Source organism: Thioalkalivibrio sp. AKL19 (assembly GCF_000420165.1).
In the GTDB taxonomy this organism is placed as follows: Bacteria; Pseudomonadota; Gammaproteobacteria; order Ectothiorhodospirales; family Ectothiorhodospiraceae; genus Thioalkalivibrio.
In genome coordinates, this window is sequence record NZ_ATUK01000014.1 from 225,633 (window position 1) to 247,134 (window position 21,502).

Annotated in this window: 18 protein-coding genes and 1 tRNA gene; 6 read left to right on the forward strand and 13 right to left on the reverse strand. The window is 64.7% G+C overall.

Features of this window, described 5'->3' with window-relative positions; genetic code table 11:
* The first annotated feature begins 158 nt into the window (after nucleotides 1-158).
* Nucleotides 159-235: transfer RNA gene (locus F817_RS0110795), tRNA-Arg, on the forward strand.
* Nucleotides 236-1,043: 808 nt separating this feature from the next.
* On the opposite strand, the gene rfaH is transcribed toward F817_RS0110795, so the two are convergent.
* Nucleotides 1,044-1,565: a transcription/translation regulatory transformer protein RfaH gene (gene rfaH, locus F817_RS0110800; protein ID WP_024327666.1), complete on the reverse strand. Its 522-nt coding sequence runs from the start codon at nucleotides 1,563-1,565 to the stop codon at nucleotides 1,044-1,046.
* Between the two features lie 190 nt (nucleotides 1,566-1,755).
* On the opposite strand from rfaH, the gene F817_RS14765 reads away from it, so the two are divergent.
* Nucleotides 1,756-1,890: a hypothetical protein gene (locus F817_RS14765; protein WP_017942933.1), complete on the forward strand. Its 135-nt coding sequence runs from the start codon at nucleotides 1,756-1,758 to the stop codon at nucleotides 1,888-1,890.
* A gap of 138 nt (nucleotides 1,891-2,028) precedes the next feature.
* On the opposite strand, the gene F817_RS0110810 is transcribed toward F817_RS14765, so the two are convergent.
* The 3 genes from F817_RS0110810 to F817_RS0110820 form a co-directional block, all read right to left on the reverse strand.
* A complete protein-coding gene (locus tag F817_RS0110810) occupies nucleotides 2,029-3,078 on the reverse strand; it encodes a DmsC/YnfH family molybdoenzyme membrane anchor subunit (protein ID WP_024327667.1) in 1,050 nt (349 codons plus the stop codon).
* Between the two features lie 25 nt (nucleotides 3,079-3,103).
* The gene (locus tag F817_RS0110815) at nucleotides 3,104-3,799 is read right to left on the reverse strand and encodes a 4Fe-4S dicluster domain-containing protein (protein ID WP_024327668.1); all 696 of its coding nucleotides are present in this window, start codon (nucleotides 3,797-3,799) and stop codon (nucleotides 3,104-3,106) included.
* Between the two features lie 67 nt (nucleotides 3,800-3,866).
* Complete coding sequence (locus F817_RS0110820; RefSeq protein WP_024327669.1) at nucleotides 3,867-6,773, reverse strand: molybdopterin oxidoreductase family protein; 2,907 nt, start codon at nucleotides 6,771-6,773, stop codon at nucleotides 3,867-3,869.
* Between the two features lie 227 nt (nucleotides 6,774-7,000).
* Here F817_RS0110820 and moaA point away from each other — a divergent pair, with 227 nt between their 5' ends.
* Nucleotides 7,001-8,005 carry a GTP 3',8-cyclase MoaA gene (gene moaA, locus F817_RS0110825; RefSeq protein ID WP_024327670.1) on the forward strand — a complete coding sequence of 335 codons (1,005 nt, stop codon included), beginning with the start codon at nucleotides 7,001-7,003 and terminating at the stop codon, nucleotides 8,003-8,005.
* 331 nt (nucleotides 8,006-8,336) lie between these two features.
* Here moaA and F817_RS0110830 read toward each other — a convergent pair whose 3' ends face one another.
* Nucleotides 8,337-8,825, reverse strand: a complete 489-nt coding sequence (locus F817_RS0110830; protein WP_024327671.1) for a universal stress protein — start codon at nucleotides 8,823-8,825, stop codon at nucleotides 8,337-8,339.
* A gap of 310 nt (nucleotides 8,826-9,135) precedes the next feature.
* On the opposite strand from F817_RS0110830, the gene F817_RS0110835 reads away from it, so the two are divergent.
* Both F817_RS0110835 and F817_RS0110840 read left to right on the forward strand, forming a co-directional pair.
* Complete coding sequence (locus F817_RS0110835) at nucleotides 9,136-10,641, forward strand: SulP family inorganic anion transporter (RefSeq protein ID WP_024327672.1); 1,506 nt, start codon at nucleotides 9,136-9,138, stop codon at nucleotides 10,639-10,641.
* A 268-nt stretch (nucleotides 10,642-10,909) separates the two neighbouring features.
* Nucleotides 10,910-11,638, forward strand: coding sequence for a rhomboid family intramembrane serine protease (locus F817_RS0110840; RefSeq protein ID WP_024327673.1), 729 nt, complete (start codon nucleotides 10,910-10,912; stop codon nucleotides 11,636-11,638).
* A gap of 115 nt (nucleotides 11,639-11,753) precedes the next feature.
* On the opposite strand, the gene F817_RS0110845 is transcribed toward F817_RS0110840, so the two are convergent.
* Both F817_RS0110845 and F817_RS0110850 read right to left on the reverse strand, forming a co-directional pair.
* Entirely contained in the window at nucleotides 11,754-13,811 is a 2,058-nt protein-coding gene (locus F817_RS0110845; RefSeq protein ID WP_155988455.1) for a TonB-dependent receptor, read from the reverse strand.
* A gap of 67 nt (nucleotides 13,812-13,878) precedes the next feature.
* A complete protein-coding gene (locus F817_RS0110850) occupies nucleotides 13,879-15,294 on the reverse strand; it encodes a hypothetical protein (protein ID WP_024327675.1) in 1,416 nt (471 codons plus the stop codon).
* A gap of 241 nt (nucleotides 15,295-15,535) precedes the next feature.
* Here F817_RS0110850 and F817_RS0110855 point away from each other — a divergent pair, with 241 nt between their 5' ends.
* Complete coding sequence (locus F817_RS0110855) at nucleotides 15,536-16,564, forward strand: porin (RefSeq protein WP_024327676.1); 1,029 nt, start codon at nucleotides 15,536-15,538, stop codon at nucleotides 16,562-16,564.
* 151 nt (nucleotides 16,565-16,715) lie between these two features.
* Here the strand turns inward: F817_RS0110855 and F817_RS14610 are convergent, their stop codons facing one another.
* From F817_RS14610 to F817_RS0110885, 6 genes are all read right to left on the reverse strand, one after another.
* A complete protein-coding gene (locus F817_RS14610) occupies nucleotides 16,716-16,880 on the reverse strand; it encodes a hypothetical protein (protein ID WP_196801212.1) in 165 nt (54 codons plus the stop codon).
* 93 nt (nucleotides 16,881-16,973) lie between these two features.
* Complete coding sequence (locus F817_RS0110865) at nucleotides 16,974-17,486, reverse strand: peptidylprolyl isomerase (protein WP_024327677.1); 513 nt, start codon at nucleotides 17,484-17,486, stop codon at nucleotides 16,974-16,976.
* Between the two features lie 16 nt (nucleotides 17,487-17,502).
* Entirely contained in the window at nucleotides 17,503-17,853 is a 351-nt protein-coding gene (locus tag F817_RS0110870) for a hypothetical protein (protein WP_017942946.1), read from the reverse strand.
* A gap of 153 nt (nucleotides 17,854-18,006) precedes the next feature.
* A complete protein-coding gene (gene aprA, locus F817_RS0110875) occupies nucleotides 18,007-19,908 on the reverse strand; it encodes an adenylyl-sulfate reductase subunit alpha (RefSeq protein WP_024327678.1) in 1,902 nt (633 codons plus the stop codon).
* Entirely contained in the window at nucleotides 19,908-20,387 is a 480-nt protein-coding gene (gene aprB, locus F817_RS0110880; RefSeq protein WP_038029702.1) for an adenylyl-sulfate reductase subunit beta, read from the reverse strand. Before aprB ends, aprA begins: the two co-directional genes overlap by 1 nt.
* A 38-nt stretch (nucleotides 20,388-20,425) precedes the next feature.
* Nucleotides 20,426-21,202 (reverse strand): hypothetical protein, encoded by a 777-nt coding sequence (locus tag F817_RS0110885; protein WP_024327680.1) that lies wholly within the window; start codon nucleotides 21,200-21,202, stop codon nucleotides 20,426-20,428.
* Nucleotides 21,203-21,502 lie beyond the last annotated feature (300 nt).

Here is a 21,502-nt window from a genome sequence, read left to right on the forward strand (position 1 = left end):
GCGTGGCCTTGTGGTGTGCTCTTTCGAAAGCGCTCGCGCGGTACGCGCAAATCGGGCGCAGAGTATAGGGCATCATGCCGGGCGCGACCACAAACCCAGCGGCGTGGTCAAATATGGCTGGACGCGCCGAAGCCGCCGCCCGTATCATTGTAGGTCTTGCGCCCGTAGCTCAGCTGGATAGAGCGCTGCCCTCCGGAGGCAGAGGTCAGAGGTTCGAATCCTCTCGGGCGCGCCATCATAAAGAAGAAGGGCCCTCAGGGGCCCTTCTTCTTTATGGGGGTGTGCCCCGAGGGCCCGATTCGAACCTCCGTTCGAGCCGAGGCCCGCGTAGCGGGCCGACGCGCGGTACCGCCACAGGCGGTGCCGGCCCGAAGGGCCAAGCGACCGCAGGTCGCGCAGCCATCCTCTCGGGCGCGCGGCCCGAATACCCCCGAGTCCGACCCCGCGAACCTCCGTTCGAATCGAGGCCCGCGCAGCGGGCCGACATCGCGGCGCAGCCAACGGCTGCACCGGTCCGAAGGACCGAGCCGCCGCAGGCGGCGAAGCCATCCTCTCGGGCGCGAAGCACGAACACCCCGGAGCCCGACTCCATGCCCCTCCGTTCGAGCCGAGGCCCGCGCAGCCAGCCCGACCCCTTGGCGTTCGCCGGCGCGAAGCCGTGCTTCGCAAAACCCCGGCTCACCCTCTCGGGCGCAAGCGCCCCAACCACACCTCACAAAACTACGTTCGACCCAACGCCTCCACCAGGGAAACACTGATTAATGTGCACGCTCGCGCTCGAGTCGCTTTTGCGTGCGAACAAGGCGCGGTGACGGCCGTGCAGTCACTCTGCACAAGGGAGCCGCAACGCCGAGCGCGCGCCCGTTTTCATCAACAACGGGCGGCCGAGCCCCGTCGTTCAATAGCTTGTGGGGTTGGCACCCCAGGTTCCCCGATCCTGCGTTGCGCCACTTGCGGGTAGAACCACTACCTGCTGCGCACCGCGCCTTGTCTCGGAAAACCTGGGGTGCCAACGCGAGCGTGCACATTAATCAGTGTTTCCCCTAGGACGCGCTTACCAAGGCCGCAGGCCCCACCGCCGCAGCCGGAAGTTCGACCTCCTGACTCTGGTTCATGATCTGCATGAGAACCATGACGCGCTCGTCGCCGGTTCGGGCGAGGAATAGCGCCTCATGCCCCTGGAAAGGGCCCTCGGTGATCGTGACGGGCTGCCGGGCGACCAAATCAGCGTCACGGGTCAGGTCGAGGCAACCACTCGCCGGGTCCAGTCGCAGGCGAATTGCCTCGATCACCGGCTCGGGCACCGGGATCGGGACATGACCAAAACGAACGAGCCCCAGGACCCCCCGGGTGGAACGGATCGGTGCCCAGTTTTCGTGGCTGTCGCACAGTTCCGTGAAGAGATACCGCGGAAACAGGGATTCGGTCACCGTGGTGCGCCGTCCACCACGACGCGCGGCACGGCGGATCAGCGGACGAAACGTGTGATAGCCCTGCCGGGCCAGATTGGCCTCCGCGCGGGCCTCCTCGCGAGGTTTGCAGTGGACGGTGTACCAGTGTTTCAAGAGGACCTCGCAACGCCACCGGCCGGATGCCGGGGCGGAATCCGCCGTGTAACGTCTTGATGATACCCATCCGCGAAGCACGGTGGCCAGACAACAGCCCCGATCGGGGCAAGCCATGATCTGGATCAATTTCGGTGTCCGGTACCGGCGCTAGCGTCGAAGGTGCATGGACCCAACCGGAGGAAAGATCATGCTGATGGAAATCATGTTTCAGTCGCCCATCGGGATCCTGACGATCCTGACCCTGGCCGGCATCGTGGCATTCTTCGCTTACGTCGGGTATTTCATCGTTCACGGCATGCACGAGAACGACAAGGGCCGGTAACACGCTTCCAGCTGCTGGCGGGTCCCGCCCATACATAAAAAGGCCAGGGCATCGGATGACCTCCGCCCTGGCCTGTTCTTGTGTCGTTCGAAGCCCCCGCGGGCGGCCGGACAAGCCGGACAGCCCGCGGGGCCGGCATCAGGAGCCGGAACCCCCGGGCGTATCGCCCAGCTCGCCACGGGGCGCGTCGCCGCGACGGGTATCCGCGGCCACTTCCGGGCCGACACGGCTCGGCTCGGCCAGGGAGTCGGTGCAGGTTTGGGCACCGTGGTAGAGACGCACCACATGCTTCGCCTCGGCGAAGAACAGCCAGCGCTCCATGCCGATCCCGACCAGACTCGAAACCGCCGCCAGCCAGGCGATGCCAGCGGGTGCACCGGAAAGGATCGAAGCGAACACCAGCACCGGGGCGATGAAGCCGAGCAGGAAAACGCCCATCTTGATGTTGTCGATGGTGTCCTTGCGCGGGTCGTAGCCGAACTCGTCGGTCAGGAAGGTGCCGGCGGTGTGGCCGGTATCCAGAAGACGGACGGTGGCCCGGTTGAAGGTGGTCGCGGTATTGATGGTCGGGCCGTTCACCCGCGAGATCCAGAAGTAGTAGATCCCTTTCAGCACCGCTGCCGCGACCAGCGCAACCATCGCTACACCGGCGTGCATCGTGGTGGCATTGCCAAACGCGGCCGCGATGGCGGCAAACAGCGCGGTACCGGTGGCGATGCCCAGCATGATGTAGTTGGCCGGAGTCAGCGCGGTGTTCCACTGGCGGATGGTCTTCAGGCAACCGTAGATCATGCCCGTGGAGAACAAGGTGACCACGGCCAGCACGGCGGCGATCACGCCCGCCATCGCCGGGAGCGGCCCGATGGCTGAGCCCTGCAGCAGCACGCCGAGCCCGTAGATCCCGGCGAACGGATAGAACAGCACCGCAAACACCGCCTCGCGTGACAGCCAGGAGGTCTTGAAGCGCATAAACGAACGCCAGGCGTTCTTCTTGTTCGCCAGGTGACCGGTGGAGAGCATCAGCCCCAGGGTGATCATGCCGAGCGACGCGACGCCGTGCGCGAGCAGCTCACCGTGGCTCATCGCCGGACCAATGCCCGCGAGATGGAACGCCGCCAGCAGGATGAACAGGCCATAGCCCGCGCCCGAGATGACGGTAAACAGGATGACGGAAAATGCCGGATGCATATGAATTCTCCCGTTCGGGCCGCGCCTAGCGCGCGACCATCTTGTTGACCCAGTCCTTCACCGAGGTGACCAACTTGTTGGCCCGCACGTCGTCGGTCGGGATGGGGCGGGTGATACGCGGGGGCAGATAGGTGTTGACCGGCTTGTAGCCCAGCTCCGGCATCTGCTTCACCCCGCCGCGCTCGCGCACCAGGCGGCTGACTTCGGAGTTGTCGTCGTCGAAGTCACCAAAGAACCGGGCATGCGCCGGGCAGGTGATCACGCAGGCGGGCTGGCGCTCTTCCGGCGGCAGCTGCTCGTCGTAGATGCGATCCACGCACAGCGTGCACTTCTTCATCACCCCGTCCTCGCGATCCAGCTCGCGAGCACCATAGGGGCAGGCCCAGGCGCAGTAGTTGCAGCCCATGCACTTGTCCTGGTCGACCAGCACGATGCCGTCTTCCGGGCGCTTGTAGGAAGCGCCGGTCGGGCAGACATTCACGCAGTCGGCATGCTGGCAGTGCATGCAGGACATGGGGATGTTGACGGTCTTGTTGTTGGGGTAGTCCCCGACTTCATAGTGGCGGATGCGGTTGAACCACACGCCGCTGGGATCCTCGCCATACGGGCGATAGTCGGTCAGCGCACCGGTGGTGCCGCTGGTGTTCCACTGCTTGCAGGCCACCGCGCAGGCGTGGCAGCCCACGCAGGTGTCCATGTCGATTACGAGTCCAAGTCGCATACAGCTACTCCTCAAATTCTCTCGAGCCGCCGGTCGCTGCCGGCGGCATGTCCCGGGTTCGTGGCGTTTACTTGTCTTCGTCCAGCGAACCGCGGGTCAGCACGTCGCGGATGGAGCGATTCAGGTGCACCGGCTTGTGCGCCGCGTAGCGCAGCTGGTCCGGGGCCTCGGACATACCGGGGGCCGGCTTGATCGTGTCGAACTCGGGCCAGGTGTTGGCCTCGTCCGGATCCGCCGGCGTGATCTTGACCTTCAGGTCGTACCACGCGGCCTGACCGGTCACCGGGTCGGAATTGGTGATGTTGTCCACCGGATCACCCTTTTTCGGCAGCAGCTCGCTGATCAGGTGGTTCATCAGGAAGCCCTTGTTGGACTCGTTGGCGTCCGGCTTCAGACCCCAGGCGCCCTTCTGCTTGCCGATGGCGTTCCAGGTCCAGACAGTGCTGGGCTCGCAGCCCTCGATCAGCTTGACCTGCACGCGGATCTTGCCGTTGTGCGACTCCAGCCAGACCCAGGACATGTCCTCGATACCCATGGACTGCGCCTTGCCGCGGTTCATGTACAGGTAGTTCTGGGCGCAGATCTGGCGCAGCCAGGCGTTCTGCGAATCCCAGGAGTGGTACATGAACATCGGGCGCTGGTTGACCGCGTAGAACGGGTACTCGTCCTCGTCGATACGGGTCTGCTCCAGCGGCTTGTGCCAGATCGGCAACGGATCGAAGAACTGCGTCAGGCGATCCTTGTGCTCCTGCTTGGTCGGCTGCGGGCCGTCATACAGCCCCTGGCCGGCCAGCTTGAAGCGCTGCTGGGTCTCGGAGTAGAGCTCGATCGTGATCGGATCGGTCTTGCCCACCCAGCCGGCGTGCTTGGCCAGCTCCAGGTAGTCCTTGTTGGCGTAGCGATAGAACTGCTGGCTCGGTGCGAGGTGATGCACGAAGAACCCCTGGTTCTCGATGTACGCCTCCCACTGCTTCGGGTTCGGCTCGCCGCGCAGATGGGTCGTGCCGTCCTTGCCGCGGTAGCCGGACAGGAAGCCGATACCCGGCTCCTTCTCGTAATTGACGATGAAGTCCTTGTAGTCCGCGAACTTGCGGCTGCCGTCGTCCTTGGTGAACGCCGGGAACTTCAGACGCCCGGCCAGCTCGACCATGACCTCCTGCCACGGGCGCACGTTGCGATCGACCTCGAGGATCGGGTGACGGATGGAGTCCGCCGCCGCGGCCGGTTCGGAGATCGGGCGGTCCAGCATGGAGATGGTGTCGTAGCGCTCCAGATAAGTGGTGTCCGGGAGCACCAGGTCGGCGAAGTTGACCGTCTCCGAATGGAACGCATCCGAGACCACCAGGAACGGGATCTTGTACTCGCCGTTCTCGTCCTTGGCCCGCAGCATGTCCATCACCTCGGCGGTATTCATCGAGGAGTTCCAGGACATGTTCGCCATGAAGAAGATCAGCGTGTCGATCGGATAGGGATCGCCGTTGACCGCGTTGGTCACCACCATGTGCATCAGGCCATGGTTGGAGATCGGCGCATCCCAGGAGAAGGCCTTGTCGATGCGCAGCGGATTGCCGTCGTCATCGATGACCAGGTCCTCCGGCGCGGTCGGGAAACCGAGCGGCGGGCTCTTCAGCGGGGTGTTCGGCGCGCATTCCTTGGCCGGCTTGATGCCCGGCGGGACATGCTTCGGGTAAGGCGGCTTGGCCAGGTGGCCACCGGGGCAGTCCACCGAGCCGAGCATGATCTGCAGCAGATGGATCGCGCGGCAGGTCTGGAAGCCATTGGAGTGCGCGGAGATGCCGCGCATCGCATGCATGGACACCGGACGCCCGAACACCTTGTCGTGCTTGCGGCCCCAGGAGTCGGTCCACTCGATATCGAGCTCGATGGTCTCCTTGAAGGCGACGTGGGCCATCTCCAGCGCCAGGCGCTCGGTCTGCTTGGCCGGCACACCGGTGACTTCTTCGGTGTTCTCCGGGGAATACTCATCCGACAGGTAGCGCTCGGCCAGCAGGGTCATCACGGTCTTGACCGGGCGGCCATCCGGGGCGGTGTATTCGCCGAACAGGGCCGGCTTGATATCCACCTGGCTGCCGTCGACGAAGGCCTCCTGCTCCAGCTCCCACACCAGCGGGTTGCCATCGTCGTCACGCAGGATCAGGCCGTCGCCCTTCTGGCCCGGGGTCTGCACCACGAGCTGAGTGGCGTTGGTGTAGCGCACCAGGAAGTCCCAGTCGAACTGGTCGTTCTTCAGCAGCACGTGCAGCATCGACAGCGCGAACAGGCCGTCGGTACCGGGCTTGATGCCCACCCACTCGTCGGCAATTGCCTGATAACCGGTACGCACCGGGTTGATGGCGACGAACTTGCCGCCGCTGCGCTTGAGCTTCTCCAGCCCGATCTTGATCGGGTTGGAGGCATGGTCTTCCGCCACGCCCCAGAGCATGTGGTACTTGGTGCGGTCCCAGTCGGGGTCGCCGAATTCCCAGAAGGCGAAGCCGGTGGTATACAGACCGCCGGTCGCCATGTTCACCGAGCAGAAACCGCCATGGGCCGCCCAGTTGTAGGTACCGAACTGGGTCGCCCACAGGCCGGTCAGGGCCTGCATCTGGTCACGGCCGGTGAAGAACGCCAGCTTGCGCGGGTCGGTCTCGCGGATCTTCTGCAGGCGCGTGGACAGGGTGTCCAGGGCCTCGTCCCAGGAGATCGGCTCGAACTCGCCGGCGCCGCGCTCGGTGCCCGGCTTGCGGCGCATCGGCTGATGCAGGCGCGCGGGGGACTGCTGCTTCATGATCCCGGCGTTACCCTTGGCACAGAGCACACCCTTGTTGATCGGGTGGTGCCGATTGCCCTGGATATAGCGGACCTTGTTGTTCTGGACGGTAACCTTGATGCCGCAGCGGCAGGCACACATGTAGCAGGTGGTGTACTTGATTTCCTGCTCGCTGTGGTTCTCGAACTCGGGCAACGCGCTCATTCAGACGACCCCATAGATTACGGTTTGCTTATTCAGGGGCCATATTGGCCATAAACGGGACTTCTGGCCAACGAAAACTTCTTATCTAGAAATAAGGAAAGATTATCTGCGAGAGATTTTGTTTATTGCCATAGCGAATCTGGGGCATTCTTGTTGCGTTCCCGGGCCAGTGGTCTACGATGTGTATCGTGGAACATATCGCCCTCACCGGCAGGAAGGATGACCCCATGGACCAACACCTCAAGGACGAGAACGCCCTGGTCGACACCTTCGGACGCCGCATCGAGTATGTCCGCCTCTCGGTCACGGACCGCTGCGACCTGCGCTGCTTCTACTGCATGCCCAAGGGGTTCCGCGACTTCGAGGAGCCCGACCACTGGCTCAGCTTCGAGGAGATCGAGCGGGTGATGGGCGCCTTCGGCCGCCTCGGCACCCGTCGCGTGCGCCTGACCGGCGGCGAACCGCTGGTGCGCAAGAACCTGCCGGATCTGGCCGCGCGCCTGAATGCCCTGCCCGGCATCGACGACATCTCGCTGTCCACCAACGCCACACGCATGGCGCGCCACGCGCAGGAACTGAAGGACGCCGGCGTCGGCCGCATCAATGTCAGCCTCGACTCGCTCAAGCCCGAGGTCTTCAAGGAGATCACCGGCGGCAAGCTGGAGAAGGTGCTGGACGGGCTGATGGCCTCCAAGGCCGCCGGGCTCGACCCGATCAAGATCAACATGGTCGTGATGGGCGGGATCAACGAGCCGGAGGTCGAGGACATGGTCGACTTCTGCATCGAGCACGGGTTTACCCTGCGCTTCATCGAGACCATGCCCATGGGCGATACCGGCCGCGAGGCGAAAGAGGGGCATTACGTGAACCTGCAGGACGTGCGCGCCCGCCTGGAACCGCGCTACAACCTGGTGCCCGGCGTGATGCCCGGCGGCGGCCCGGCGCGCTACATGCAGATCCCGGATACCGACGTGCGCATCGGCTTCATCACCCCGATCTCGCAGCACTTCTGCGATACCTGCAACCGTGTGCGCCTGTCGGTGGACGGCACGATCTACACCTGCCTGGGCAACGACCACAGCCTGAACCTGCGCCCCTACCTGCGCGAGGGCTGCACCGATTCCGAGCTGGAGGACCTGGTGGTCCAGGCCATCAACCTGAAGCCGGAACGCCACGAATTCTCCGAGCGCCCGGAGAAGGTGATGCGGTTCATGTCCATGACCGGGGGCTGAGGCCCGGCGTACCCGTCATCGCGAGGCGCGAAGCGCCGTGGCGATCTCCAGCGCCGCCCCGCCACTCGCCGGAAGCCAGGCCCGGTGCGGCGTCTGGAGATGGCCACGGCCCCTGCGGGGGCTCGCCATAACGGTGCCCTGAAAAACACCCCGGCGCGGCCCCGCCCCCGTAGGAGGCCAGCCTCTGGCCGATGGGGCGTGGATCAAGCCCTATCGCTCAGAGGGCTGAGCTCCTACGGTCCGGGGCACCGACGCTGCAAGAGCATTCCGCAGGAACGAGAAAGGCCCGCTGAAAGCGGGCCTTCTGCGTGTCGGGGAACGGCGAGCCAGCTCAGTCGACGGCGCCTTCCGGCGGCAGCTTTTCCTTCATCGAGTCGGACAACGGCACGTCGTGCACCACCAGCACCGGCAGGCGTGCATTGCGCACCAGCCACTCGGTCGCCGAGCCGGAGAGCATGTTGGCGATCTGACTACGCCCGCGGGTCCCCATCACGATCATGTCCGCGCCCCACTCCTCGGCGTGGCGCGAGATTTCTTCCGGGGCACTGCCCACGGCGATCGCGACGTCGTCGTCTGCCTCCGCCCACTCCTGCAACTGCGCACGCACCTTCTCTTCCGCCGAGTTGCGCATTTCCTTCGCGTTCAGCGGCGACGAGCCCGCACCACTGAACGCACCGGCGGAGCTGGGACCGGCCACTTCCGACGGCTTCATCACGTAGAGCAACCGCTTCTTCGCCCCCGGGCAGTGCTGGCGGGCAACCGCCAGGGCCGCCGCCGAGGCGGGCGAGAAGTCGATGGCGATGATGACGCGCTGCAGCATGGGGATCCCCTTTTTGATCGCATGAAAGCGGCCCGGCGTGCGGGCTCGCGGGCATGAAAACTTCAGAAACGACTAATGGAGTGGTATAATTTCGCGCCTTTCCAGAGCGGTTCTCAGTCTGTACTGGCCACGAACCGCTTGCAACCGCGCCATCCACTGGTGGCAACCGGGCCCGGCTACTTCACCGGGGAAGCGCCGATCCACCCACTCGTGTTGATCCGTGCCTCCCAAAGTCTCTGGTACCTGTTCGTTCACCCGTTGATCCCGACCCGGGTCGGCTTCGGCGCGCATCGGTATTGGGGAACGCAACGTGCAGCAGACCATACAAGACTTCCTGTCCCGCCAGCGCAAGGTCTGGTTCTTCAATGTCCGCGGCGACCTGATCGCCGGGATCGTGGTCGCACTGGCCCTGATCCCCGAGGCGATCGCCTTCTCCATCATCGCCGGCGTGGATCCCAGCGTAGGCCTGTACGCCTCGTTCACGATGGCCGTGGTGATCGCCTTCGCCGGCGGGCGCCCCGGAATGATCTCGGCGGCAACCGGGGCGATGGCCCTGCTCACGGTCACGCTGGTGGCCGAGCACGGGCTGCAGTACCTGCTGGCGGCCACGATCCTGACCGGGCTCATCCAGCTCCTGTTCTCGTGGGCCAAGCTCGCGCGCTACATGATGTTCATCCCCCGAACGGTGCTGGTCGGCTTCGTCAACGCGCTGGCGATCCTGATCTTTCTCTCCCAGGTGCCGTACCTGGTCGATGGCGACACCACCATGTGGGCGCTGGTCGCGACCGGCCTGATCATCCTCTACGGCCTGCCGATGATCCCGGGCTACCCGAAGCTCCTGCCGCCACCGCTGGTCGCGATCATCGCGCTAACCGCCGTCGTTTACTACATGGGCATGCCCACGCTGGAAGTCGGCGACATGGGCGACCTGCCCTCCGGCCTGCCGGTGTTCCTGTTCCCCGACATCCCGTGGAACCTGGAGACCCTGCAGATCATCTTCCCGACCGCGTTCGCGCTGGCGATCGTTGGTCTGCTGGAGTCGCTGCTGACGGCCTCGATCCTCGATGACCTGACCGACACCCCCTCCGGCAAGAATCGCGAGGCCCAGGGCCAGGGCATCGCCAACATCGTCACCGGCTTCTTCGGCGGCATGGCCGGCTGCGCGATGATTGGCCAGTCGGTCATCAACATCAAGTCCGGAGGGCTCGGCCGTTTGTCCACGCTGGCGGCCGGCCTCTTCCTCCTGCTGTTCATCGTGTTCCTGGGCGATCTGGTGTCGATCATCCCGATGGCCGCGCTGGTCGCGGTGATGATCATGGTCTCCATCGCCACCTTCGACTGGGGCTCGCTGACCACGCTGCACAAGCTGCCGCGCACCGATGCCGTGGTGCTGATCGTGACCGTCGCGGTCACCGTGATCACCCACGACCTGTCGATGGGCGTGTTCGCCGGCGTGCTGCTCTCGGCGATCTTCTTCGCACGCAAGATGGTCAAGGCCGTCGACGTGAAAAGCGACCTGTCGGAGGACGGCAAGACCCGCATCTATACCGTTCGCGGCCAGCTCTTCTTCGTCGCCGTGGACAAGTTCATCGACAGCTTCGACTACCGCGAACGCATCCACAACGTCGAGATCGACCTGACGCGCGCCTCGCTGTGGGACAGCTCGGCGGTGGCCGCGATCGACAAGGTCGTCGGCAAGTTCCGCCGTAACGGCATGGAGGTCGAGGTCAAGGCCCCGCGCGGCGAGAGTGGTGAACTCCACGACAAGCTTGCCCTGCACGACAAGGGCGCCGACCTGGGGCCGGGCGGGCACTGACCCGCGCGCGACTACGTACTCGCACCGTCATTGCGAGGCCCCGGAGGGGCCGCGGCAACCTCCATCCGGAACCACCGGCTCCCAATTAGGCGCCAGCTTTCGGAGGTTACTCGCTCCGCTCGCCCTTCGGGCCGGCCTTCGGCCGTTCAAGGCAGCTTCGCTGCTTTTGTGCCGCGTCGGCTTCGCCTCCTCGCAATGATGGTGCTGGGGCCGGCGCCCGGGGACTGGAGAAATTGGACCCAGCTCCAAGGCATGGCAGGCTAGGCGCATGATGAATCTGCGCCGGCCGGCACCCCCGACCGATCCCAGGGCGGAACGCGAGCGCATTCGGCGTGCCCTGATCTGGCCCCTGCTCGGCGCCGGCATCCTGATCGCGATCCATGCGCTGCAGGAGCTGACCGGCGGCGACTGGTCACGCCTGGGCATCCTCCCGCGCGATGCCGTCGGCGCGCTGGGCATCATCACCTCGCCGCTGATCCACGGCTCCTGGGGCCACCTGCTGGCCAATGTCCCGACTCTCTGGGTACTGGGCATGCTCACCCTCTACGGTTTTCCCCGTGCCACACGCGTGGCGGTCCCGCTGATCTGGCTGATGGGCGGGCTGGGCGTCTGGCTGTTCGCCCGCGAGGGGCTGCATATCGGTGCCTCGGGCCTGACCCACGGGCTGATGTTCTTTGCCGTCGTGATCGGCATCCGCCGCCGCGATGCGCTATCCATCGCGCTCGCCATCATCATCCTGTTCCTCTACGGCAGCATGCTGTGGGGCGTCTTTCCCAGCACCCCCCGGGTGTCGTTCGAGGCGCATTTGTTCGGAGCGGTGGTCGGCGCGGTCTGCGGCTGGTTTCTGTACCGCCGCGACCCGTTACCCCGGGCACGGCGGCCCGCCTGGGAGGAGGACGACGACACCGACCCGGAGACCCTGCGCAAGATCGAACAGGGGCGCCTGGACGAGATCGAGCCCGGGAAGTCGTCGGACGAGCCGTGGCGTCGCGATTAGTCGGACACGTGTGTGGATGCGGTTCGTTGCGCTCAGCGCATCCTGCAATGATGCTTCCGGACCCGCCGATCGCAGGGTGCCGTGAGCGCAGCGAACCGCACCGGTCCCACCCCGCTCACTGTCCGAAATACATCCGCACCCCCGCCATCAAGGTCAGGCCGGGCGCGGGCTCGTAGTAGCGGCCGCCCGCCGCATTGATACGGATGTTGTCGACGTGGTCCGCATCCAGCAGGTTGTTGGCGGCGACGAAGGCCTCGGCGCGGGTACCGCCCTGCCGCCAGAACCGGCCGGCGCGCAGATTCAGCGTCGTCTGCGGCCCCACCTTCTCCGTGTTCGCATTGTCCGCGTAACGCGACCCCACGTGCAGCGTGTCCACGGTCACGAACCAGGGGCCGTCGCGCCAGTCGGCCTCGACGAACAACTGCTCGCGCGGCAGCCCCGGCATGCGGTTGCCGTCGAAGTGCTCGCCCCCAGCATCCGCATACTCCCGAAACTGAAAGCGGTTCAGACTCAGCGCACTGCTCAAGGTCCAGGCCTCCGACGCCCGCCACTCGACTCCAAGCTCCACCCCTTCACGCGCCGTACGTCCCGCATTCTCATAGAAATCGCGGAAATCTCCCTCGTCGTCCACGACGATCTCGTCTCGAACCCGCGTGGCATAGAACGAGGCCTCCCAGGAGAGCTGCGGATTCTCGCGCCGGATACCGACCTCGATACTGCGCGCCCGTTGTGGCTCCACCTCGGGGTTGAAGCCGCCCCCGCCCTCCGGATTGGCAAACTCGGTGAAGGTCGGGGTCTCGAAGTTGGTCGCCACATTCACGTAGGCGCGATACTCGGGCCGGAAGTGCCAGATCAGCCCGGCCATGCCACTGGTCTCTTCGAAGGTACGCGCGCCCGATTGATCGGGCTGCCCCACCTGGGTAGAGAAGTGATCGTCGATGGACATGCGGACGCGATCGTGTCGGGCGCCCAGAACCAGGTTCCAGTCCGACCCGAGCGCCGTATCGGTCTGCACGAACACCCCGCGCGAGCGGGCCCGTTCGCGCTGATCCAGAGCCAGATCGCCGACCACTTCGTCATCGTCGCAATCCAGCTCCCCAGGCTCGAAAGTGCCCGACGTACAGCGGCGAGTCCGGTCGTCGCGCTGTTCCTCCAGGTCGATACCGGTCAACACTCGGGTCCGCCCGAAGTCTTGCTCGTACTGGGCGTTGAGACCGTAGAAATCCCGGTCATACGCCACTCTTGAGTCAGTAGGAAATGGAAGCTGTTGTGCGTAATCACGCTGGGTCCAGAATCCGCCGAGGCGCAGCTCGCCGGCGCCCAGCAACTGCTCCCACTGGAGCCCCATTGTCAGCTGCTCGGCCTCCTGGGTGCTGTTCAACTCCTTTGCTCGCGGTGCCGCTGCACGCCGATTCTGTTCCATCTCCTCGCGCGTGAGTCCGCCGGGATCGTCGGTGCGCGGCGCATCCAGGTAGCGCAGGTGAAAGTTGAGCGTGCCCGCCTCCAGCTCCGAGGCGGTGTGCAGGCGCATATAGCGCTTCTCGGCGGTGGACTGTTCGCGGTAGCCGTCGATGGCGAAATCATGGGCGGTCAGGGAATAGCGGTGGGTCCCATGGTTCTGCTCCGCCACCGCTTCGGCGCGACGATAACCGTAGCTGCCCATCAGCACGCCGCCGCCGAATCCGCGCGGATCCCGCCCGTCGCGGGTGCGCGCAGCGATCACGCCGCCAGAGGCATTGCCGTACAACGCCGCGCTGGGCCCGCGCAGGACCTCGATGTCGCGCAGGTTCAGCAGATCGATCGCATCCACCTGCGACTGCCCGTCCGGCGTAGTCTCGGGGATGCCGTCCTGCAGAATACGCAGCCCGCGCACCCCGAACGGGGCGCGCGAACCGAAACCGCGGATCGAGAGCCGCGCATCCTGGGCAAAGTTGTAGCGGTTCTGCGCGAACAACCCCGGCACACGGTTGAGCGCCTCGTCCAGCTGCAGCCCCTGCCGCCCCTCGGTGGCCTGGCGTTCGTCGACCCGGCTGACCGCCGCCGGCAGATCCGCCAGCGGGGTCGCCAGGCGCGGCGCGGTCACCGTGACTTCTACCGGGTCGAGGACCGGGGGCGGCGCGTCTTCCGCCCAGACCGGGCTTGCCGGCACCCAGAGAATCGGCAGGCCGAGCACGAGGAGGCCGCGGACTGCGGTTGCCGCCGCGGTCTCCGGCACCGATACCGCCCGCACCACGGCGCCCTTACTCCCGCAGGATCAGGCGCTCGGTCAACAGCTCGCCATGGGCGAGAAAGGCGTCGTACAGGGTGCGGCTGCGTTCGGCCAGTCGCGAGCCCTCTTCCCAGGTGCCGGGACGGTCGAACGCCTCGCCAACCCGGTACCCATTTCCGACGGCCTGGACGAAGGCCGCGACCGAGCGCGTAGTCACACGCGGATCGATCACGCGGCCGTCAGAGTAGCTCAGGGCGGCGGGGATCATCCCGTCGCCCAGCTGGTAATCCAGCGCACCGAGGACCAGGCGGTCGACCGCGCGCCCCACCTGGCCTTCCAGTTCCGGCGCACGCTCACCGATGAGCCCGGAGGTCCCCTCGCGTTCCCGGAGCAGGGAGAAGCCGCCGGTCAACTGGTGCACGAAGCGCCACTGCGCCGCGGTATCGACGCGATCGGAGGCGGCCCGGGCCTTGCCGTCCTCGAACGTCAGTCGAGCCGGCAATCCCCAGTCACGCATCGCACCATGCCCGGCCACGACCGCTTCGGTAATGGCGGCAGCGCGATCCGCCAGGGTTTCGGCGCGCGCTGCATCGTCGGAGTCCCCGTACAAATACAGCATCTCGTAGAGCGCCTTGTGGCCGCGCAGCATTGCGCCGAGCTGGTCCAGCGACCATTCCGCGCCCTGGTCGAACACGTAAATGCCGGCGTCCGCATCCCAGGCGGCCTCGGCACGTTCGGCAAGGGCCCGAGCGATGACCACCAGATCCTCGCGGGAATGGCCCAGCCAACCCGACAGCGCGGCCCGGTCCATCTGGCCCATATCCTCCGCACCACCGGGCTTGTCCTGCCGCACCCATGCATAGACCGCCGCGTGCAGCGCATCCAGGCCATACGCGAAGCCATCGCCCCGGGAATCGTTCGCGGCATGCACCGCACCATCGGCATAGAGCTCATTGACGAGATGGCTAGTCAGGATGGAAATCAGCGGCGACGGTGTATGGGTCAGTTCGTCGTAGAGCCCGAGGTGTTCGAACCGTCCGGCACTGTGGTGCATGTGATAGAGATACGCGGCATCCGCGTAGGCCACCGGTGACGCCTCGACATCACCACCGGCGTGCGCACGGATGCGGCCATCGTCCACCAGCCGGCCGTGGACCACGTCCAGCAGTTCCAGCCAGGTCTCGCCGACCGCCCGCATCGGGTCCCCGGTTAACTCGGGCCGGTAACCCTCGTGACCCAGCTCGCTGTCGCGCATCAACCGGCCCTTCACGGTCAGCGCCCCCAGCGCCATGAAGGCATCCTCGGCGGCCATACCCTGGGCATGCACCAGCACCCGCTCCTGGGCATCCAGCCCCTGCGCGACGCTGGTCACCGCGGCCTGCGCCGCCGCCAGCCCGGACAACGAAAGTGCCGCCGCTACGCTCAACGCCTTGATCGATTTCGCCATCGGTTCGTACCCCCTGATCTGGATCTGACAGTCGGGCGGACCGCGCCGCCCCTGCCAGAGCAGACCTGCCCGGGTTCCGGCCGGTTCCCTGAACGCCCGTTGTAATCGGGCAACGCTGTTGGCTTTTAACGCGATGTTCATCGCCACGTAACGGGCCCTTCACCGGCTCTCCCCATTCTAGCGCCCTGTCGGGACACCACCGTGCCCCGCCAACCTTTAAACGCCACTAGGGGAGAATTCCATGAACCGCAAACACCTGCTGACCAGTCTGATCGCCGCCGGCCTGGTCGTCCCGGCCCTGGCCACTGCCGACTGGACGCTGTACGGGCGGGCCCATCTGTCCGCCGACATCCTGGATGACGGCGCCGAATACAACGAATTCAACGTCTCGAGCAATTCCAGCCGCCTGGGCTTCAAGGGCGAGCGCGAGTTTCGCGAGCAGTTGATCGCCATGTTCCAGATCGAGCAGCAAATCGACTTCGACACCGCCGCAGACAACGATCTCAGCTTCGCAACGCGCGATACCTTCGTTGGCCTGAAAGGTGACCAGTGGGGCATGCTGCGAATCGGTAAGTTTGATACGCCGTTCAAGCGTGCGCGGGGTGAGGCCAACTTCTTTGGCGATCGCGTCGGCGACTTGCGCAACCTTGCCCGCTCGCGCGCCCAGACCGGGCGGTTCGATCAACGCTTCAATAACAGCATCCACTACCGGACTCCGGAGTTCGGGGGCCTGACCTGGGATCTCCAATACTCCAACGAGACGGGCGACGCCACCACCGAGGATGGCGCGCCCAACAAGGCCTACTCGACCGCGCTGAACCTCAACATGGGGGACTTCAGCGGGGCACTCGCCTACGAAAAGCAGGAAGACGGTGCGGTAGACCCGGATGCAGTGCGTGCTGTGCTGGCCTACAGCATCACACCGGCACTGCGGATGGCGGCGTTCTACCAGAACTCGGAAACCACCAGCGGCGACGAGGCGGATGTGTACGGCCTGGCCGGGCAGTTCCGTCTGACGCCCAGCCTGCGTCTCAACAGCCACGTCTTTCAGCTCGATTCCGATCTGGATGATGCCGACGCCACGATGTACGCGATTGGCCTGGAGTACCGCCTCGACAGCGACCTGCGCTTTTACGGCGACATTGCGACCGTCGACAATGACGCCGTCTCCAGCCTGACACCGTGGGGCCAGGCGCGCAGCGCAACGCCGGGTGGCGCCGCCGGGGAAACGGCCACCGCATTCTCCGTTGGCATGCGCTACGACTTCTGACGCCGTAGCAAGAGCCAGCCGGCAGCCAGGACTGTCGGCGGGCAGGCAGTAAAAGGCCCCCGCCGGACTACGCCCCGGCGGGGGCCATTTTGCTGCACAAGAGACTAGTCCCGGACCCCGTTTACCGGGGTAGGGCCTTCACGCCGCGGCTTCAGGGGCGCTTGGGTGTCTGGTACTCGGCCTCTTTCTGGAAGGGTTCCCAGATGGTCTCGTAGCCGACAAAGCCCTTTTCGTTCGGCTTCATCTGCCGGGTTATCAGAAAGCGTGACTTGCCGTCCGGAACTTCCGGGTGCTTCTTGTCGGATTGCTGACTCATGGTGCATTCACCTCGCTGCGATGAAAAAAGAGGGGACGGAAGAAACGCCGTCTCGCCCCCGACTCACTGACAAAACCGGGCGAACGTGGTCCATCACTCGATGGGGACCGCTCGCCCGCTGTCGATCTCCGGCCCCGTCTCCACCTTGCCGCCATGCTCGATTTCTTCTGCGCTGGCATCCCGCACCAGCAGGATGTTCAGCTTGAAGACCACCTGTCGACCACACAGCGGGTTGTTGCCGTCGATGGTGATGGTCTGGTCGTCCATCCGGGTCACCAGGAAGCTCTTGGTCTGGCCGCGCTCGTTCTCCATCAGGATGGCGGTGCCGACCTCGCGGTACTCCTCGGGCACGTTCTCGATCGATTCGGTGATCACGAGGGACTCGTCACGCGGCCCGTACAGGGCGTTGCAGTCGATGGGAACCTCGATGGTCTCGCCCTGGGCCTTGCCTTCCAGCTCGCCCATCACCTGGGGTGAAAGGACCTCGTTCACGCCGTGCACATAACCGAGCGGGAACTCGACCTCGGTCAGAACCTGGCCGGATTTCTCGTCGATCACCTGGTAGTTCAGTTCGACGTACTTGTTGTCCTGGATTACATCTGTCATTCAAAGTCCCGCAGTCTCAGAAAATGGACGCACCGAAGATACGCACCTCGCCTTCCTCGTATCCGAGGACCATGCGACCAAGCCATTCGCCCTCCTTCTTCGTGCTGCGCACCCGGTAGAGGACGGTGACGTGTTCGCCCCGACGGATAATGCCGAGGAAGTCCCAGTCCGCGCTCAGGTTGCGGGTCAGTTCGCTCTGGGCGAACTGCTTGCCGACTTCGACCTCGTTGAGCCCGAACAGCAGGTGGTAGGAGAACCGGCGGACGAATTTGCCGTACTGCCCCTTGTTCGAATACTTGACCAGATCGGCCCACATGGGGTGGGCGATCTCCACGATCTCCTCGTCCGAGTGATCGATGATGTTCATCGTCTCCGGCAAGCTTTGTGCTTCAGCTGCGCTGGTCATGTTGAAACCCTCAGGTCTGGCGGTTGAAAGAGAAGACCCGCGCGTGAACGCGCCGGCCGTCGCGGCTTCCGTGCGAGGTGACGGGGTCGCGGCCGACCCCGCCACGTTAGCACCCTAGGCTTCCTCTTTCTCGGCTTCCTTCGCCGGGGCCTCGTCCTTGTCGACCAGGTGATAGCACGGCGCCTTTTCCATGGTGTACTCGCCCGTCTTCGGGTCACGACGGGAAACGGTCAGGTGATGCCAGTTCTGATCGTCGAGTTTCATGTAGTCGCCGCGGTAGTAGTAGCCCGGCCAGCGGGTCTCCTTGCGGAACAGGGTGTGGTGGAAGACGCTCTCTGCGGTGCGCACGCGGTGCTTGAGCTCCCAGGCGCGCAGCAGTTCGTGAATGTCTTCCGCTGCCAGCTTTTCCAGGTCCTCTTCGAGGATCTTCATCTTTTTCAGGCCGATATTGAGCAGCTTTTCGTTGGTCATGTAGCTGACCGTCACGCCACCGCAGTATTCGTCCATCAGCTTCTGCAGACGGTCCAGACCCTGGCGCGGGTTGATGAAATTCGGGTTGACCGAACCAGCAACCACCTCGTTGCTATAGACCTTGTAGTGCTCCAGCGGCTTGTAGATCTCCTCTTTCAGCTTGCTGATCTGCGAATCGGAGACGCGGATGCCGTCGGCCTTGCCATCGTCGATGTACTTGCAGGCAGCCTTTGCGGCCAGGCGGCCCTCGGTGAACGAACCGGAGGAGAACGCGTGCGGCGTCCCGCCCACGGCATCGCCGGCACCGAACAGGCCCTCGACGCTGGTCATGCGGTTGTAGCCCCAGAAATATTCGGGCGGGGAAACATCCTCCGGACCGGAGCACCAGGCGCCGCAGCCGGTGGCATGCGAACCCATCACGTAGGGCTCCGAGGTGGTCAGCTCGGGGTTCTCGTTCTTCGGGTCCACATCCGTGGCGGCCCACAGCACGGCCTGGCCGACGGTCATGCCGAGGAAGTTCTCCCAGCCCACCTCCTCGAGGTGCGGATCCTGGAAGGCCTCCATGGTGACCATGTGGATCGGGCCACGCCCCGCGTTCACTTCGTTGAGGAAGGCATGGTTGCGCAGGCAGGTCGGGATCGGCCGATGGGTCCGGTGGGAGACCTCCGGATCCAGGTATTCCTTGCCGACCATTTCCTGCAGCCCTGGCCACCACTTGGATTCGTACTCTTCCCCGTTACAGTTCTGGGTACGCGTCTTCAGGTGCAGGAAGTAGGCACCGACCGGGCCGTAGCCATCCTTGAAACGGGCCAGCACGATGCGGTTTTCCATCTGCGTCATCTTGGCGCCGGCGTTGATCAGCAGGCCATAGGCCGAACCGGACGACCACGGGGCGTACCAGACGCGACCCGCGCCTTCGCCCACGGAACGCGGCTTGAAGATCATGGAGGCGCCACCGGCGGCGACGACCACCGACTTCGACTTGAAGACGTGGTAGTTGCCGGTGCGCACGTTGAAGCCCACCGCACCGGCCACCCGGTTCTCTTTTGATTCGTCCATCAGGAGATGGGTGACACAGATGCGATTGTAGATCGTGTCGGCGGACTTCTTGGCCGCCTCGGCCACGATCGGCTTGTAGGACTCGCCGTGGATCATGATCTGCCAGCGGCCTTCACGCTGGTAGGCGCCCGTCTTCGGGTCGCGCATCAGCGGCAGGCCCCATTCCTCGAACTGGTGCACGGTGGAGTCGACGTGGCGCGCCATGTCGAACAGCAAGTCCTCGCGCACCATACCCATCAGGTCGATACGGGCGTAGCGCACATGGTCCTCGGGGTTGTTCTCGCCCCAGCGGGTCCCCATGTAGCAGTTGATCGCGTACAGGCCCTGGGCCACCGCACCGGAGCGGTCAATGTTGGCCTTTTCGGCAATCACGACCTTCTTGTCCTGGCCCCAGAAGCGGGCTTCCCAGGCGGCGCCCGTGCCCCCGAGCCCCGCACCACAGACCAGGATGTCGATGTTGTCTTCGACGATTGTCTTGTAGGCCATCAGTAGTACACCCCTTCTTTCAGTTTGAGACCGGCGGCCTCAAGCGTGTGCAGATCCCCCTCATCCATGCGGATGTACTTGGGCTCGTTGAACAGCAGCTGGCTGTCGCGCATCGACTTGTCGGGCGCGGGGACGTCCGCCAGCTGCGGGATGTGCTTGCCCCAGGGCTTGGTGGTAATCGGAGAAAGGAAATTCTTCTCGCGACCATCCCGGAACTTGATCTTCCAGGCGATCGTGCCGCGCTCTTCGTCGCGGTCGACCCGCACGCTGTGACCCAGTGGCGCAAAATCCGCGTAGCCGCGTACATCAATGGCGTGATGCGGGCAGGCCTTCACGCAGGAATAGCACTCCCAGCACATGTTGGGTTCGATGTTGTAGGCGCGACGGGTGGTTTCGTCGATATGCATGATGTCTGACGGGCAGATATCCACGCAGTATCCACAGCCATCGCAACGGGTCATGTATACGAAAGTTGGCATGGTAGTCCTCGATCGATGCTGGTGTTTGGATAAGTGGCTTAGTAGTGGTGGGGCGCTTCACGCTGGATACCCTTCCCCATGTCCATCGGCGCGTCGCGCAGCAGTTCCATCGAGTGGCGCTGCTGTTGCTCGGGGTCGTCGCGCGTGAGGGTCGGAAGGTTCTCCGCGGAGCCGTCGGCCCGGGTAATGCGCTTCTGGTAGGCAGCAGCGGGCTTGAAGAACATGTGCGCGAACTTGGACCAGTAGACCGTCGCGAACAGGGTCGTGGTGGCCGCGAGGAAGAGCGCGAAGAACAGCCAGCCAAGGGCGCCGGTCCCCTGGGTCAGCGACCAGAGGATGGCGAAGGTCGACATTGCCAGCAGCGACACGATGAACAGGTCGGCGCGGACCAGCTGGTACCAGCGCCGACCCTCGGAATACACATCGACGCGGATGAAGAACCAGAACCAGTAGCCACCAAAGGCCAGCGACAGGGCGCCCAGGTGCCACAGGACCGGCCACACGCCCGCAGCCGGTTCGGTCGCATAACCGAAGATCAGCACGGCGGAGGAGACGACGAACACGATAAAGCCCCACATCGTGAACAGGTGCGAGGCGCGGCGCTTCGGGTTTTTGAACTCGCCGGAGGTGATGACCTCTTTCCCCAGGGTCTGGACGGCCTGGGAGAATTTCTCGCCACCGCTCACGCCGCGGGTCGCATTCTTTTCGGCTTTCTTGGCGTTCTCGAAGAAGTACTGGGCACTCCTCTTGTGCATCATGTCGAGGATCGTGCCGACGGCCACCAGAATGACCATGAGCACGACATACGCCTGCATTGCGGCTGGTGGGATAAACGCAGCCAGTTCGGCAAAGGGATTGCTAGTGATCACGGCGTCAGGCCTCCTCAGAGTGTCCAATTGGCACACCGAGTCTGTGCCAACTCGATCTTGCGCTTCAAATCAAACTTGCTTGCCGGCGCATAAATTAAACCTATTAGGTCATATGCTTATTTATGGAAACGCTAATCTAGGGTCGCGGGAGGCATCACGGGAACGGCCGCGGACACCGGATGATGCCGGGGCGCGCGAGGGCCGCATTGACGCGCACAAGGCGGGGGTCGCGGGCGTGCGGCGGGG

Coding starts and splice junctions, on each gene's coding strand:
- F817_RS14765 (WP_017942933.1), top strand. CDS start 1,756: ATGCTGATGGAAATCATGTTTCAGTCGCCCATCGGGATCCTGACGATC.
- F817_RS0110810 (WP_024327667.1), bottom strand. CDS start 3,078: ATGCATCCGGCATTTTCCGTCATCCTGTTTACCGTCATCTCGGGCGCG.
- F817_RS0110815 (WP_024327668.1), bottom strand. CDS start 3,799: ATGCGACTTGGACTCGTAATCGACATGGACACCTGCGTGGGCTGCCAC.
- F817_RS0110820 (WP_024327669.1), bottom strand. CDS start 6,773: ATGAGCGCGTTGCCCGAGTTCGAGAACCACAGCGAGCAGGAAATCAAG.
- moaA (WP_024327670.1), top strand. CDS start 7,001: ATGGACCAACACCTCAAGGACGAGAACGCCCTGGTCGACACCTTCGGA.
- F817_RS0110830 (WP_024327671.1), bottom strand. CDS start 8,825: ATGCTGCAGCGCGTCATCATCGCCATCGACTTCTCGCCCGCCTCGGCG.
- F817_RS0110840 (WP_024327673.1), top strand. CDS start 10,910: ATGATGAATCTGCGCCGGCCGGCACCCCCGACCGATCCCAGGGCGGAA.
- F817_RS0110850 (WP_024327675.1), bottom strand. CDS start 15,294: ATGGCGAAATCGATCAAGGCGTTGAGCGTAGCGGCGGCACTTTCGTTG.
- F817_RS0110855 (WP_024327676.1), top strand. CDS start 15,536: ATGAACCGCAAACACCTGCTGACCAGTCTGATCGCCGCCGGCCTGGTC.
- F817_RS14610 (WP_196801212.1), bottom strand. CDS start 16,880: ATGAGTCAGCAATCCGACAAGAAGCACCCGGAAGTTCCGGACGGCAAG.
- F817_RS0110865 (WP_024327677.1), bottom strand. CDS start 17,486: ATGACAGATGTAATCCAGGACAACAAGTACGTCGAACTGAACTACCAG.
- F817_RS0110870 (WP_017942946.1), bottom strand. CDS start 17,853: ATGAACATCATCGATCACTCGGACGAGGAGATCGTGGAGATCGCCCAC.
- aprA (WP_024327678.1), bottom strand. CDS start 19,908: ATGGCCTACAAGACAATCGTCGAAGACAACATCGACATCCTGGTCTGT.
- aprB (WP_038029702.1), bottom strand. CDS start 20,387: ATGCCAACTTTCGTATACATGACCCGTTGCGATGGCTGTGGATACTGC.
- F817_RS0110885 (WP_024327680.1), bottom strand. CDS start 21,202: ATGCAGGCGTATGTCGTGCTCATGGTCATTCTGGTGGCCGTCGGCACG.